Annotated in this window: 12 protein-coding genes and 1 pseudogene; 8 read left to right on the top strand and 5 right to left on the bottom strand. The window is 55.4% G+C overall.

Annotated elements, in window-relative coordinates:
- The 3 genes from B2R48_RS12875 to B2R48_RS12865 form a co-directional block, all read left to right on the top strand.
- The coding region (locus tag B2R48_RS12875) for an ammonium transporter (protein WP_297001015.1) at positions 1 to 966 on the top strand (966 nt) is incomplete at its 5' end.
- 37 nt (positions 967 to 1,003) lie between these two features.
- Positions 1,004 to 1,168 carry a hypothetical protein gene (locus tag B2R48_RS12870; protein WP_181838592.1) on the top strand — a complete coding sequence of 55 codons (165 nt, stop codon included), beginning with the start codon at positions 1,004 to 1,006 and terminating at the stop codon, positions 1,166 to 1,168.
- Between the two features lie 245 nt (positions 1,169 to 1,413).
- Positions 1,414 to 3,798 carry a DUF1989 domain-containing protein gene (locus B2R48_RS12865; protein ID WP_297001009.1) on the top strand — a complete coding sequence of 795 codons (2,385 nt, stop codon included), beginning with the start codon at positions 1,414 to 1,416 and terminating at the stop codon, positions 3,796 to 3,798.
- Between the two features lie 126 nt (positions 3,799 to 3,924).
- Here B2R48_RS12865 and B2R48_RS12860 read toward each other — a convergent pair whose 3' ends face one another.
- The 5 genes from B2R48_RS12860 to B2R48_RS12840 form a co-directional block, all read right to left on the bottom strand.
- Positions 3,925 to 5,286 (bottom strand): NAD(P)-binding domain-containing protein, encoded by a 1,362-nt coding sequence (locus tag B2R48_RS12860; RefSeq protein WP_297001007.1) that lies wholly within the window; start codon positions 5,284 to 5,286, stop codon positions 3,925 to 3,927.
- 78 nt (positions 5,287 to 5,364) lie between these two features.
- The gene (locus B2R48_RS12855; RefSeq protein ID WP_213475643.1) at positions 5,365 to 6,405 is read right to left on the bottom strand and encodes a heme-dependent oxidative N-demethylase family protein; all 1,041 of its coding nucleotides are present in this window, start codon (positions 6,403 to 6,405) and stop codon (positions 5,365 to 5,367) included.
- Between the two features lie 14 nt (positions 6,406 to 6,419).
- Complete coding sequence (locus B2R48_RS12850) at positions 6,420 to 7,385, bottom strand: PDR/VanB family oxidoreductase (protein WP_297001003.1); 966 nt, start codon at positions 7,383 to 7,385, stop codon at positions 6,420 to 6,422.
- Positions 7,382 to 7,993 carry a dimethylamine monooxygenase subunit DmmA family protein gene (locus B2R48_RS12845; RefSeq protein ID WP_297001000.1) on the bottom strand — a complete coding sequence of 204 codons (612 nt, stop codon included), beginning with the start codon at positions 7,991 to 7,993 and terminating at the stop codon, positions 7,382 to 7,384. The genes B2R48_RS12850 and B2R48_RS12845 overlap by 4 nt, the downstream gene beginning before the upstream one ends.
- 82 nt (positions 7,994 to 8,075) lie before the next feature.
- Complete coding sequence (locus B2R48_RS12840; RefSeq protein ID WP_297000997.1) at positions 8,076 to 9,209, bottom strand: aminomethyltransferase family protein; 1,134 nt, start codon at positions 9,207 to 9,209, stop codon at positions 8,076 to 8,078.
- Between the two features lie 395 nt (positions 9,210 to 9,604).
- Between B2R48_RS12840 and B2R48_RS12835 the strand changes: the two genes are divergently transcribed.
- The 5 genes and pseudogenes from B2R48_RS12835 to B2R48_RS12815 form a co-directional block, all read left to right on the top strand.
- Positions 9,605 to 10,309 carry a helix-turn-helix domain-containing protein gene (locus tag B2R48_RS12835; RefSeq protein ID WP_213475639.1) on the top strand — a complete coding sequence of 235 codons (705 nt, stop codon included), beginning with the start codon at positions 9,605 to 9,607 and terminating at the stop codon, positions 10,307 to 10,309.
- A 118-nt stretch (positions 10,310 to 10,427) separates the two neighbouring features.
- A complete protein-coding gene (locus B2R48_RS12830) occupies positions 10,428 to 11,324 on the top strand; it encodes a class II glutamine amidotransferase (protein ID WP_062958023.1) in 897 nt (298 codons plus the stop codon).
- 82 nt (positions 11,325 to 11,406) lie between these two features.
- Positions 11,407 to 12,093, top strand: a complete 687-nt coding sequence (locus B2R48_RS12825) for a GXGXG domain-containing protein (RefSeq protein ID WP_213475638.1) — start codon at positions 11,407 to 11,409, stop codon at positions 12,091 to 12,093.
- 67 nt (positions 12,094 to 12,160) lie between these two features.
- Complete coding sequence (locus tag B2R48_RS12820) at positions 12,161 to 13,489, top strand: FMN-binding glutamate synthase family protein (protein ID WP_062958025.1); 1,329 nt, start codon at positions 12,161 to 12,163, stop codon at positions 13,487 to 13,489.
- Between the two features lie 54 nt (positions 13,490 to 13,543).
- A pseudogene (locus B2R48_RS12815) lies at positions 13,544 to 14,055 on the top strand (type III glutamate--ammonia ligase); the annotation flags it as partial.

Genomic DNA, 14,055 nt, shown 5'->3' with positions numbered 1-14,055 from the left:
GCAACCACCGCCTCGATCATGTCGGGTTCGGTGATCGAACGTATCCGTATTTCCGGCTTCACGATCCTTGCGATCTTTCTGGGCTCGGTTGTCTGGATCCTTGGCGCATCCTGGGGCTGGCACCCGGATGGCTGGCTCACCACCGAGTGGGGCCTGCATGACGTTGGCGCGGCGGGTGCCGTTCACACCGTGGCTGGCTTCTTTACCCTTGGTGTTCTGATCAACCTTGGTCCGCGTATCGGTCGCTTCAATGCCGATGGTTCGGTCAACAACATCGACGGTCACAACATGCCGATGTCGCTGATTGGCCTGATGCTTATCGTTATGGGCTTCTTCGGCTTCCTTGGCGGCTGCATCATCTATACCGGCGACACCTGGATGACCATTTACAACACCCCGGCAACCCTGTCGGCATTCGCATTCAACACCCTGATGGGCGTTGCAGGCGGCATGATCGGTGCGTATCTGGTCACCCGCGATCCGTTCTGGATGATGTCCGGTGCCCTGATCGGTGTGATCTCTTCTGCACCAGCACTTGACCTTTACTATCCGGGTCTTGCCTTCCTTGTCAGCTTCGGCGGCGGTTGTGTCATGCCGAAACTCAACGACATCCTGGTCGAGAAATTCAAAATCGACGATGCCGTTGGTGCTGTTGCCGTTCACGGCTTTGGCGGTGTCTGGGGCCTTGTGATGGCCGGTATCTTTGCGTCGGGTTACCCGAACGTTGCCGGTCCGGAGATCTCGTTTGTTGGTCAGCTTTCAAGTGCTGTCGTCTTCATGATCCTTGGCTTCGCACCGGGTTACGTTCTGTCCCTGGTTCTGAAGGTTGTTGGTCTGCTGCGCGTTTCTGAAAACGCAGAGCTGGCTGGCCTCGACAAGGCTGAAGTTCCGGCAAGCGCATATCCGGAAAGCTCTGTTCCGGCAGCGTTCACCAACGATCCGACTTCGCCGACCCCGGCCGAGTAATCGCGATCTGAATTTTTCGACACAAGGAAACTGAAAAATGAATACAGCTCCGCTTACAACCTGGGAAGGTGCAGAAGCTTACTTCACCTTCGCAGACAAGCCAGCACTGCTTGTTCTCTTCACGCTGGTTGGTATCGGTGTGTGCGTATGGACCATCGCTTCGATGGCCCGTCACGAGAGCAAAGCCTACAAAGACATGTAATCTGATTGACGTGAAGCAGGACCATTCTGCCCTGAACCTTAAGGTGCTGCTTCGCTCAACCGACACAGCGAGAGGCCAGTATCAAAACTGGCCTCTCTGCCTTTCTGCAACAGACGAAATATCCAAGAAGAATTCAGGCACGCCTGATCGGCATGCCAACAGGGGAAACAGGCCGACTCCCGGTCCGGTTCTTCGGGCCATCTGACTTCCCGTCGCTTTCAGATCATTCACCGTACGAGGCCATAATGATCGATCTCACCCGTCCGCCGGAAACCTATCCTCATTCAGTCCGCGCCGCGCGTCCCAGTCGCATCATCAATGCAGGACGAACCGCCATGGCGCGCAACCGCGAACGCTATGAAATTCCCGGACGCGGTGCGATCATGATTTCCGTGCGCGAGGGCGATCAACTTGGTCTTCGAAACTGCGAAGGCATGCAAACCGTTGAATTGGTGGGCCTGACCACAGCCGGCAAACCCTGCCCTGGTATTTTTGATCAAATGCCCTACGGCGCGCCGCAAGGATTGATGGAGCTGCTGAACGCGCCGTTTGATAACAGCCTTGGCCGCTTTGCCCAAACGCTGCGCCGTCGTGACATCCGCCTTGAAGACTGTCGTGCGCAACGGCTGTTTGGAAATGGCAGCCCGCCGGGTGACACAGTAGAAATGACCGTGCATCTGGATGGCTTTGTCATCATTGCCACGCCTGCGCCACTGATGCAGATTGACGCGCACAACACCGCAACGCCGATCACCGCACTGGTCAAACGCGCCCATCATTCTGATACCAACAGCTTTGCGCTGCCCGATCCGCTGACCGATCCGGTGGTAGATTTGCGTGTTCATTCCTCGACCGCCGAGGCCTATGAAATCAAGGCCGGCGACTATATCCAGATTCTGGACGTCGATGGGCGGCAATGCACAGATTTTCAGTGCTTTGATGCGCGCAAACTTGACCGCAGCATACAGAACCCACTGGATGTGACCACCACACGCACATTGATGGGCCACGCCTATCCAATGCCGGGTCTGCACGGCAAGTACTTTGATCAGGATATGGACCCGCTGGTCGAAGTCGTTCAGGACACCTGCGGACGTCATGACGCATTTGCCATGGCCTGTGCGGCGAAATATTACGATGATATCGGCTACCCCGGCCATGTGAACTGCACGGACAACTTCAACGCAGCCCTTGCCCAACATGGCGTTGATCCGCGCCCCGGCTGGATGGCGATCAACTTCTTTTTCAACACCGGTATCGATGATCACGGCGTGATGTATGCCGATCAGCCCTGGTCGCGTCCGGGCGATTATGTGTTGCTGCGCGCAATGACGGACCTTGTCTGTGTTTCGTCAGCCTGCCCGGATGACACATCGGCCGCCAATGGGTGGAAACCGACCGACATCCATATCCGAAGCTATGACAGCAAAGAAAAATTCACCCATGCCGTTGCCTGGCGCCCGACTGCAGAGGCCGAAGCAAAAATGACCAAAGAAACTGCCTTCCACCCGCGTCTGAGTGAACTGACCCGCAATTTCGTCGAATATAAGGGCTTCTGGCTCGCGCATGAATATACCGGCCACGGCATGATCGAAGAATATTATGCTTGCCGTGAAAAGGCGGTGGTGATTGATCTGTCTGCGTTGCGCAAGTTTGAAATCACCGGCCCGGACAGCGAAACGCTGATGCAATATTGCCTGACGCGTAATGTCAAAAAGCTTGGTATCGGACAGGTTGTCTATTCCGCGATGTGTTATCCGCATGGCGGCATGATTGATGATGGTACGCTGCTGCGTCTGGGGCAGGATAACTTCCGCTGGATTTGCGGTGATGACTATAGTGGCGTGTGGCTGCGTGAACAGGCCGAAAAACTTGGCCTGCAGGTCCTGATCCGCTCATCAACCGATCAGATGCACAACATCGCCGTTCAGGGTCCCAAAAGCCGTGAGATCCTCCGCGAAGTGATCTGGACACCCCCGCATCAGCCCAAGCTTGATGAAGTCGACTGGTTCAAATTCACCATTGGCCGGATCGGGGATGCCAAAGGCGCACCCGTCGTGGTATCGCGCACCGGCTATACCGGCGAACTGGGCTACGAAGTTTGGTGCCATCCCAAGGATGCCACCACCGTCTTTGACGCCGTCAGGGACGCGGGCAAACCACACGGGCTGACGCCGATGGGGCTGGCCGCCCTTGATATGGTCCGTATTGAGGCGGGCCTGATCTTTGCCGATTATGAATTCTCCGATCAGACCGACCCGTTTGAAGCCGGGATCGGCTTTACCGTGCCGCTGAAGTCCAAGGAAGATGACTTTATCGGGCGCGATGCCCTGATCCGGCGCAAGGAACATCCGTCACACAAACTGGTCGGGATCGAGATTGATGGCAATGTCACGGTGGGGCATGGTGATTGCGTGCATATCGGGCGCGCCCAAATTGGCGTAATTACCAGTGCCGTCCGATCGCCCATTCTTGGCAAAAACATCGCCCTTGCCCGGGTCGACATTGCACATGCCGATATCGGGACAGAGGTCGAGATTGGCAAGCTGGACGGCCATATGGTTCGCCTGCCCGCCACCATCACGGCATTTCCGCATTACGACCCGAAAAAGGAAAAGCCACGGTCCTAGGGACTGTGGCATCCAGGCCCGAAAAGAAACCCCGCCGCCATAACGGCTGCGGGGGTGACTGCGAGTTTGATTAAGGGAGACGGCGGGCTTCCACCCGCTTCTTTAAAGGTCTCGCAATACGGCTGCCTATTCGGCAGCCGTTTTCTTTTCGATCTGCAAATAGGCTTCAAGGCTGTCATCAAGCTCGTCCAGCCAAGGCGTGTGATGGGCCGGTGACATATTGCCCGTCATCAGGGACCGATAGGACTTGTTGCGATAGCCCATGATGTCGTCGGCCTTGTCATGCTCCCACTCCTCGAAGGTCTTGTTTACCCCTTCGATGTCGAACATCGGATAGTCCGTCATTTCGATCAGATGGGCGGTGTAATCCCCCTGGAACCAGATCATGTCATGATCGTCTTTCAGGCCTTCCTCGCGATCCCGCCAGGCTTTACTGTCGGCCTTCATCTCATCCTTCGATGGCAAGGGAATGCGCCCCATGATGACATCGCGGGCGAACCATGCCTGCGCGTCAAACATGTTGAAGGTATAGAACTGGTCTTGCATGCCAAGATACATCATCTTCGGATTTTCTTCCCAGACGACACCTTTATAAAGCCCCAGCGGCCACAGACGGTTATCGGTCTTAAGGCGCAGATCATCGGTCAGGAACGGGAAGTAATGCTGATAGCCGGTGCACAGAATGATCGCATCGACATCGCGCGATGAGCCATCCTTGAAATAGGCGGTATTGCCATCAACCTTGGTCAGAAGCGGCACCTCGGCCCAGTTATCAGGCCAGTCAAAACCGATCGGATTGGTCCGGTGACTGACCGTGACGGATTTACAGCCATACTTGTAACATTGCGATCCGATATCCTCGGCAGAATAGGACGTGCCGATGATCAGGATATCCTTGTCCTTGAATTCCAGCGCATCGCGGAAATCATGGGCGTGCAGAACACGCCCGCCAAAGGTATCAAAACCGGGAAATTCCGGCACATTCGGGGTCGAAAAATGACCATTGGCAACAATCACATGATCAAACTCCTCGGTCGAAACCACATCATTTTTCAGATCATGAGCCGTCACCAAAAAGGTTTGGCTTTCCTCGTCAAACTCAACGGTGCGGACCGGTGTTCTGAAACGCACCCATGGCCGGACATTGGCCTTTTCAACGCGCCCTTTGATGTAATCCCAAATCACCGCGCGCGGCGGATAGGATGCGATGGGTTTGCCAAAATGTTCCTCAAACGTGTAGTCGGCAAATTCAAGGCATTCCTTTGGGCCGTTTGACCACAAATAGCGATACATCGACCCGTGGATCGGTTCGCCATATTCATCAAGACCGGTGCGCCAAGTGTAATTCCACAAGCCACCCCAGTCTTCCTGACGTTCAAAACACACTATTTCGGGGATTTCGGCCCCTTTGGCGGCAGCAGATTGAAATGCACGCATCTGCGCCATGCCCGACGGACCGGCGCCAATAATCGCAACACGAAGTGTCATAGCCTTAATTCCCCAATAAAAGCGTTATTCGTTTCCTCCGTCCGGCTTTGTGCCGGTTCGTTTTTCAGGGTCAAAGCCCTAGTCGGGGAAAATCCCCGGTGACGTCGGCGCGCCGTCGTCAAATTGTGAAAGCCATTCGACCAGGATCGGGTGGTAGCGTGACAGCCCCTTGTAATCGACAAGTTCAGGCCGAAGATCACGCATCACACGATGCAGGCGACGCCCCCATTTCGGCTGGGTCACCACTTCGTTCATCGCCATCAGATAAGTGCGAATGGGAAACAGGATCGCGTTGGAGCGCGGCAGACGCCAAAACGTCTGAAGCTCCACGCGCAGATGGATCTTTTCGCCGATATTCTCGGGCGTCACTGTCAGTTTGTCGGGCCCCCATTTGGGATAGTTTTCCGGGCTGGTATCCAGACGCGGATTAACCGTCAGCGTCCAGTTCAGGCGCCGCGATGGCTGGCCTTGTGGCAGGGTCAGAAGGAATTTCAGCGCACGCTGGAACACACCCAGTTCGTGGGCAAGCGGGACAGGCGCATGCCATTCAAAGAAATTCATGCCAATGTCGAAATCAAGCGACCAGTCGGCCTGTGCCGTGATGATCCCGGCATCCATCCAAAGATTGCCATCGCGTTGATCAAGGATAGCGTGATCGCCTTGTACCTGACGTCCGATATATTCCATCGGGTGGCAGGGCAGTGTCGAACTGTCGCCAAAGGTAAAGGTATCGTCGATCTGAAGTGGCTTGTTGATCCAGTGCCAGCGATCACCATCCATGGTCAGTTTGAACAGATCAGGATAATCGCGCGCCTTGGACACCATCACGAGTTCAAGGAAATCCCACCCGGCGGTTTCCATATGCGGCAGGGCCTGACACCGACCGGGATCTTCGGCCAGAACAAGGGCGCGGTCCTTCATTTCCGCGACGTAATGTTCATCAACATCGAACGCATTTTCAAACGGACTGCCGGCACGCGCAGCATGATGCGGTTCGATATTGGTGGAATACATATATTCGTCTTCCGGGAACGGAAACGGAAAACGCGGAATGTTTGACGGGCTGTTGGCGTAGGTGAAATCACCGCGAAAGGTTTCGTCTTTAAACTGGATTGTCATGGCTGAAATCCCCTTTACAGATCAAGTTCAAGGCGTTTGCCACGGAACCGCGAAACACACGGCATGATCCGCTGCTTGGCTGCGCGCTGTTCTTCATCAAGCCAATGGTCGTTGTGCATGATCTCGCCGTCACAGGCGACGACAGCCGTTTCGCATTGACCACACGCCCCGCCCCGGCACATGCAATTGATCGGGGTTCCCGATGCCTCAACAGCTTCAAGCAGGCTTTGCTCCGCACCCACAGTGATATCAATCCCGGCCTTGGCCAGATGCACTTCAAAGGGCTCGCCAACCGGTGGGGCCAGGAAGTGTTCGAAATGAACGTGTGCTGCAGGCCAACCAAGACTTGTGGCGGTTTCAACCACCCGTTCGATCATGCCCTTTGGGCCGCAAACATAGACATGCGTGCCCAATGGCTGACTGGATAGAAGGGTTTCGAAATCAACGCTTTCGCCCTGATCATCGCAATAGCACGACACATGATCGCCAAAACGATCTGCAAGGCTGTCCATATAGGCGGCCTGAGATGCTGAACGCGCGGCATAGTGCAGCTCAAACGGCACGCCAAGTTTATCGGCCTGCGTCATCTGTGCGATGAACGGCGTGATGCCGATGCCCCCCGCAATCATCAGATGCTTTCTGGCGCGCAAGTCGAGCGCGAACAGATTGACCGGGGCAGAGATTTTCATCTGCGTACCGGGTGTGACCTGTTCATGCATGAATTTCGATCCGCCACGCCCGGTATCGTCGCGACGTACCGAAATCGCATACTGGTCACGCTCGAACGGGGAACTCATCAACGAATAGGGATTTTTGCGTTTGGTGCCATCATCAAGCATCTCGACAACGATATGCGCCCCGCCCGAAAAGGCGGGCAATTCATCGCCATTCACGTGCTTGAATTCGAACCGTTTAATGATCGGGTTGACCTCGACCACATTGCTGACGACAACCGGAATCAAATGATCAGATGCACTCATTTGAACACCTCCTTGATCTCGATTTCTTCAGACGGGTCTTCGGCATTGATGCAGACCCCCTGAAACGCCGCCAGTCGACGGGAATAATGATCACGCACGAGCAGAAGCAAATCGCAAGACGGGCATTTGACCGGCTGGGTGGTGACGTCCTCGATCATGGTTTTGCAATGAACACACTGGACACGACGTGCCAGACTGCCGCGATGCTCACACTGCACCGCTGTATGATCGAGGCCGCATTCCTCACCCTTGGCAACGCCCTGCCCAACAAGGCCCTCGGTCCCGGCAAGATAAAGCTGGCTGCCCATCTTGGCGTCTGACAGCCATTCACCAAGCTTGGCGACGGCGTCGTCAATGGTCGGGAAATGTTCGAACCGGTTGGCGCCAAGCGCATAAAGTGACGTGATAAGCGCAGTTTCGCCCGGGGTCGGTACATACAGGATATGTACCTTTTCCATCATGTCGCGGGGCAATTCCTGCACGACCCGAATGACACATTCGGCACCGGATGCATCGGCCAGAAAATAATGCGCCAGACCGGGCACGATTTTTAAAGCGCCATAGGTCGGGCGGGAGATAATGCTTTCTTCTATCAAACTCTCAGACATGGTAGCGGGTCCCATTCTGTCAGAAACCACAAGGATCAAGGCGGTTGATCCGGGGGCCTCTGACAGCCCCCGGTCACCGACCTTAACCCTTGGCTGTTCTTTTCAATTTTTTGGGGTCATCAAATGGCATGGTATGGGCCATTCCGCCGAGCATGCCTTTTTCACCGGTTACTTCAAGACGCACACCCTGTTCGGCGCAATCCACCGCCAGACGGGCAATGGCCATGGTCTGGTCCTTGAGCGGTGAATACATCGCACAGGTCACAACGCCGACCTTGGCCCCGTCCTTGAACACCTCGGCCCCTTCGGCCGGGACTTCCTTGCCATCAAACAGAATGCCAAAGATCTTGAAGCGCTCCTTGCCTTTCAGGCGGTAATGTTCCTCGGCACCGCGGAAACCGGTCTTGCCCGGGCTGACGGTGAAATCAAGACCAAGCTCCCACAGGGTATCGCCCGGACCTTCATTTTCGAACGGGTACATCTGCGAGTTATCATAGGGATAAAACAGCAGGTAGCTTTCAACACGCAGCATATCAAGCGTGGTAAAGCGGGTCGGGATAATGCCCATATCGTTGCCCTCGGCAACGATGCGGTCCCAGATCATCCCGGCATCCTGTGCGCGGCAGAAAATCTCGTAACCACGTTCGCCGGTGTAACCGGTACGTGAAATCATCACAGGCGCGCCAAACAACTGGGTCTGCGTGTGATGGAAATAGGGCAGATCGCGAATGCCTGGAACATATTCGGCCAGATAATCCACCGCAAGCGGTCCTTGCAGTGACAAATCATGCAGGTTGTCATCAAAACGAACCGATACATCACGGCCCATCGCGGCCTTGGTCAGTTCTTCGTGGCCGGTGCCCGATCCATGAACCACCATCCATGAATTCGGACCCATGCGATAGATCACGCAGTCATCGGTGAACTTGCCCTGATCATTGAGCATGCAGGCATAGACCGATTTGCCGGGATAGATTTTTTCGACATTGCGCGTGGTGGCATAGTCGATCACGTGGGACGCGTGCGGGCCGGTGATATGAACCTTTTTCAGGCCCGAAACATCCATGATCCCGGCTTTGGTACGGATCGCGATATATTCCTCGTCCCAGTCCTTATCATAGGTCCAGGCCGTGCCCATCCCACTCCAGTCTTCAAGATTGGAACCAAGCGCACGATGCCGGTCGGCAAGGGCTGAAAATCTCCAGCTCGCAGTCATAATGATGGCCTCCTGATATGATTGCCTCCGCGCACAATCAGCGCGCTATTTTTGGCTTATTTTGTTCTATATTTTGGCGGCATCTTGTTCGCGAACGCAATAATTATCTTTCATTTTATTCAAATTTTATTCCTGCAAGGCTATTTTATGCGGCATCGCAACAACTTCGCCTAACGCCATTGGTATAGGGAATTGGGATTTTTATTTTCCCTGTAGTTGATAAATATTTCCTGCCAGTGTAAGTCATGCAGTGGCGTATTAGCGATCCGGGATGGCAAAAGTCCGGACCTCATACAACCGCCATAAAAGCAGGCCCGATCAACGGACCGTTTTGAGGAAACCAGAAACGAGCAGGACCCGCACCGGGAAAAACCGGTGACGGAGGACAAGCCAGAATGGCAAGCACCAATAAAGACCAAGCACCGCACACCACCGACAAAAGCGATCAAGGATCAGGCATGGATTCCATGAGCAAACCCGCCGCCCTCACCCAGGACCCGCACGCGCTTCGCGAACCAAAGGAAAACAATCTGGAAATCGCCATCGGTCACGAGGTCCGTGCGCTGCGCAAGAAACTGGGCATCACGATTTCCGACCTGGCCTCGGCAACGGGCATTTCAATGGGGATGCTGTCCAAGATCGAAAACGGTGTGACATCGCCATCCCTGACATCGCTTCAGGCTCTGGCAAGTGCGCTGGGTGTGCCTCTGACTGATTTCTTCCGCCGCTATGAAGAACCGCGCAATGCGGTCTTTGTCAAAGCCGGTGAAGGTATCGCGATCGAGCGCCGCGGCACACGCGCGGGTCATGAATATAACCTGCTGGGTCATATCGATAACAACACCAGCGGCGTTGTGGTTGAGCCGTATTTGCTGACCCTGACCGAGGAGTCGAGCAGCTTCCCCGCCTTCCAACATGAAGGCATGGAGCTCATCTATATGCTTGAGGGTGAAGTCCGCTACCGCCATGGCGATCAGCTTTACTACATGAAAGAAGGCGACAGCCTGTTCTTTGATGCCGATGCCCGCCACGGACCAGAGGAACTTCTATCATTTCCAATACGTTACCTGTCAATCATCTGCTATCCCGCCCGTGGATAAGCATTCACTCTGGTGAAAACATCAATTCACTGAGAAGAAATTTTTATTCTTCCTAGTTGATTCCGCATTCGCGAACAGGTAGTCTCCATTTCAGAAACAGAATGGAGACTGTCCTGCCATGTGCGGCATTGTTGGTTTATTCCTCAAAGATAAAAGTCTGGAACCGCAACTCGGCACTTTGCTGTCGGAAATGCTGGTGACCATGACCGACCGTGGTCCCGATAGCGCGGGCATCGCAATTTATGGTGCGGACCAGAATGATCTGGTCAAACTCACGATTCAGTCTCCGGCCCCGGAAACAGATTTTGCCGGACTGACCGAAGACCTGCGCAAGGCCGGGGTCACAAATGCATCAATCCTGCCCAAAAGCACCCATGCCGTCATAACGGTTTCAAGCGACCAGCTTGATGTAACCCGGACGGCCCTTGAAGAACTGCGCCCGGATGTCCGCATCATGGGAACCGGGAGCGCGATGGAAATCTACAAGGAAGTCGGCCTGCCCAAGGACGTGCTTGAACGTTTCAAGATTTCCGACATGACCGGCACCCACGGCATTGGCCACACCCGTATGGCGACCGAAAGTGCCGTCACCACCCTTGGTGCCCACCCCTTCTCGACCGGATCGGACCAGTGCCTGGTGCATAATGGTTCACTGTCAAACCACAACAACCTTCGCCGCGAACTGACCCGCGAAGGCATTCGCCTTGAAACCCAGAATGACTCAGAAGTCGCAGCGGCCTATCTGACCGGTGAAATGGCCAAGGGCAAAAACCTGGGAGAGGCACTGACCAGTGCGCTTGATGACCTTGATGGCTTCTTCACCTTTGTGGTTGGCACCAAATCGGGCTTTGGCGTTGTGCGCGATCCGATTGCCTGCAAACCAGCCGTGATGGCGGAAACCGATGCCTATGTCGCATTCGGGTCCGAATACCGCGCACTGGTCAACCTGCCGGGCATTGAAGACGCCAAGGTGTGGGAGCCGGAACCGGCCACCGTTTACTTCTGGGAACACTGATTAACACGAACCCTGTCGGCTGCTGCGATGGCGCGCCGACCCGACCGCTGACACATCGCGGTCAACTGAGGAAGGAACACACATGCCAGTGTTTGATCTTGCAACCACCGAACTGCGCGCGCTCAATCAGGCGCTTCATGCGCTTGATAAAAGTGGTGCGAACGAGGATTTCGAAGTCACCAATCCGCGTGGCTCGCATGCTGTTGCCGTTGGCATTGACGCACCCGTCAATGTCACGATTGACGGCAGTGTCGGCTATTACTGTGCGGGCATGAACGAACAGGCCACCATCACGGTCAAAGGCAATGCCGGTCCGGGTGTGGCGGAAAACATGATGTCGGGCAAAGTCGTGATCAAGGGCGATGCCAGCCAGTATGCCGGGGCCACCGCCCATGGCGGATTGCTGGTGATCGAAGGCAATGCATCTTCACGCTGCGGCATTTCGATGAAAGGTGTCGATATCGTCGTCAAAGGCAATATCGGCCATATGTCGGCCTTCATGGCGCAATCGGGCAACCTTGTTGTTCTGGGCGATGCGGGTGATGCACTGGGTGACTCGCTTTATGAAGCGCGCCTTTTTGTGCGCGGCACGGTCAAAAGCCTTGGTGCCGATTGCGAGAAAAAGGAAATGCGGGCCGAACATATCGACCTGCTGACCAAGCTTCTTGCAGATGCAGGCATCACGGATGTGAAGCCCGAGGAATTCACGCGCTATGGCTCGGCCAGAACGCTTTACAACTTCAGTGTCGATAATTTCGACGCCTATTGATGCGGCACGCTGAAAGCTGCGCAGCACTTCAAACTTGCGCATTTCAGCCCAAAGACAGGATCAGAACATGAGCTACAAAAATCCCGTTACGACGCCGCGTAAATCGGCAACGTTTGATGATTATACCCTTTCGGAAATCCGCCGTGCTGCCGCGACCGGCATTTATGACATCCGTGGTGGTGGCGCCAAACGCAAGGTCCCGCATTTTGACGACCTTTTGTTCCTTGGGGCATCCATGTCGCGCTATCCGCTGGAAGGATACCGCGAGAAATGCGAAACCGCCGTCACGCTGGGTACCCGTTTTGCCAAGAAACCGATCGAACTTAAAATTCCGATCACGATTGCCGGCATGAGCTTTGGTTCGCTCTCCGGTCCGGCCAAGGAGGCGCTTGGACGCGGCGCATCTGCTGCTGGCACCTCGACCACCACGGGCGATGGCGGCATGACCGAGGAAGAGCGCGGCCATTCCACCCAGCTTGTTTATCAGTACCTGCCGTCACGCTATGGCATGAACCCGCGCGACCTGAAACGTGCTGATGCAATTGAAATTGTCATTGGTCAGGGCGCAAAACCGGGCGGCGGCGGTATGCTGCTGGGTCAGAAGATCTCCGACCGCGTTGCTGAAATGCGCAACCTGCCAATGGGCATCGATCAGCGATCCGCCTGCCGTCATCCTGACTGGACCGGCCCGGATGATCTTGAAATCAAAATTCAGGAAATCCGCGAAATCACCGACTGGGAAAAACCGATCTTCATCAAGGTTGGTGGTGCACGCCCCTATTATGACGTGGCCCTTGCGGTCAAGGCCGGTGCCGATGTCATCGTGCTTGATGGTATGCAGGGCGGCACGGCAGCAACCCAGGAAGTCTTTATCGAACATGTCGGTCAGCCGACCCTTGCCTGCATCCGCCCAGCGGTAAAAGCATTGCAAGACATGGGCATGCACCGCAAAGTACAGTTGATCGTTTCGGGCGGAATCCGCAATGGTGCCGATGTTGCCAAGGCGCTTGCCCTTGGCGCAGATGCCGTTTCCATCGGGACTGCGGCCCTTGTCGCGATTGGGGATAATGACCCGAAATGGGAAGAAGAATATAACGAACTTGGCACCACCGCAGGTGCCTATGACGATTGGCATGAAGGTCGTGATCCCGCAGGCATCACGACACAGGATGCCGACCTGATGAAGCGGGTTGACCCGATTGCCGCCGGGCGGCGACTGGCCAACTATCTGAAGGTCATGACCCTTGAAGCGCAAACAATTGCGCGCGCCTGCGGCAAAAATCATGTGCACAACCTCGAACCCGAGGATCTCTGCGCACTGAATATCGAAGCGGCCGCCATGGCTGGTGTACCGCTTGCCGGAACCAACTGGGTTCCGGGTCAGGGAGGATTCTAGAACAGTTAACGTACCACCGGACCCGGTGCGCCTTCTGGCGCGCCCGGGGAACCGATGGATATTGATAAAATTCGTCAGGGGACTTCGATGACCAAGGATCTATCAGCCTTTGCCCGGGAACGCGGCATCAAATACTTCATGATCAGCTTTACCGATCTGTTTGGCGGACAGCGCGCCAAACTTGTCCCGACCCAGGCAATTGCCGACATGCAGGAAGAAGGTGCGGGCTTTGCCGGTTTCGCCACCTGGCTTGACCTGAGCCCGGCCCACCCCGACATGTTCGCCATTCCTGATCCGGATTCTGTCATCCAGTTGCCCTGGAAACCGGAAGTCGCATGGGTTGCCGCCGATTGCATCATGGAAGGCACACCGGTCGAACAGGCACCGCGCAACGTTCTGAAAGCGCAGATCGCCAAGGCGGCAGAACTTGGCCTGAATGTCAAAACCGGGGTTGAGGCGGAATTCTTCCTTGTCACCACCGATGGGTCGGAAATTTCCGACCCGGCCGATACGGCGGAAAAGCCCTGTTACGACCAGCAGGCTGTCATGCGCCGCTATGACGTCAT

Source organism: Thalassospira sp. UBA848 (assembly GCF_002295455.1).
Classification (GTDB): domain Bacteria; phylum Pseudomonadota; class Alphaproteobacteria; order Rhodospirillales; family Thalassospiraceae; genus Thalassospira.
This window is presented reverse-complemented; position numbering and strand designations above follow the sequence as displayed.

What these genes read in the sequence shown, in the direction of transcription:
- B2R48_RS12870 (WP_181838592.1), top strand. Translation starts at nt 1,004, where the DNA reads ATGAATACAGCTCCGCTTACAACCTGGGAAGGTGCAGAAGCTTACTTC.
- B2R48_RS12865 (WP_297001009.1), top strand. Translation starts at nt 1,414, where the DNA reads ATGATCGATCTCACCCGTCCGCCGGAAACCTATCCTCATTCAGTCCGC.
- B2R48_RS12860 (WP_297001007.1), bottom strand. Translation starts at nt 5,286, where the DNA reads ATGACACTTCGTGTTGCGATTATTGGCGCCGGTCCGTCGGGCATGGCG.
- B2R48_RS12855 (WP_213475643.1), bottom strand. Translation starts at nt 6,405, where the DNA reads ATGACAATCCAGTTTAAAGACGAAACCTTTCGCGGTGATTTCACCTAC.
- B2R48_RS12850 (WP_297001003.1), bottom strand. Translation starts at nt 7,385, where the DNA reads ATGAGTGCATCTGATCATTTGATTCCGGTTGTCGTCAGCAATGTGGTC.
- B2R48_RS12845 (WP_297001000.1), bottom strand. Translation starts at nt 7,993, where the DNA reads ATGTCTGAGAGTTTGATAGAAGAAAGCATTATCTCCCGCCCGACCTAT.
- B2R48_RS12840 (WP_297000997.1), bottom strand. Translation starts at nt 9,209, where the DNA reads ATGACTGCGAGCTGGAGATTTTCAGCCCTTGCCGACCGGCATCGTGCG.
- B2R48_RS12835 (WP_213475639.1), top strand. Translation starts at nt 9,605, where the DNA reads ATGGCAAGCACCAATAAAGACCAAGCACCGCACACCACCGACAAAAGC.
- B2R48_RS12830 (WP_062958023.1), top strand. Translation starts at nt 10,428, where the DNA reads ATGTGCGGCATTGTTGGTTTATTCCTCAAAGATAAAAGTCTGGAACCG.
- B2R48_RS12825 (WP_213475638.1), top strand. Translation starts at nt 11,407, where the DNA reads ATGCCAGTGTTTGATCTTGCAACCACCGAACTGCGCGCGCTCAATCAG.
- B2R48_RS12820 (WP_062958025.1), top strand. Translation starts at nt 12,161, where the DNA reads ATGAGCTACAAAAATCCCGTTACGACGCCGCGTAAATCGGCAACGTTT.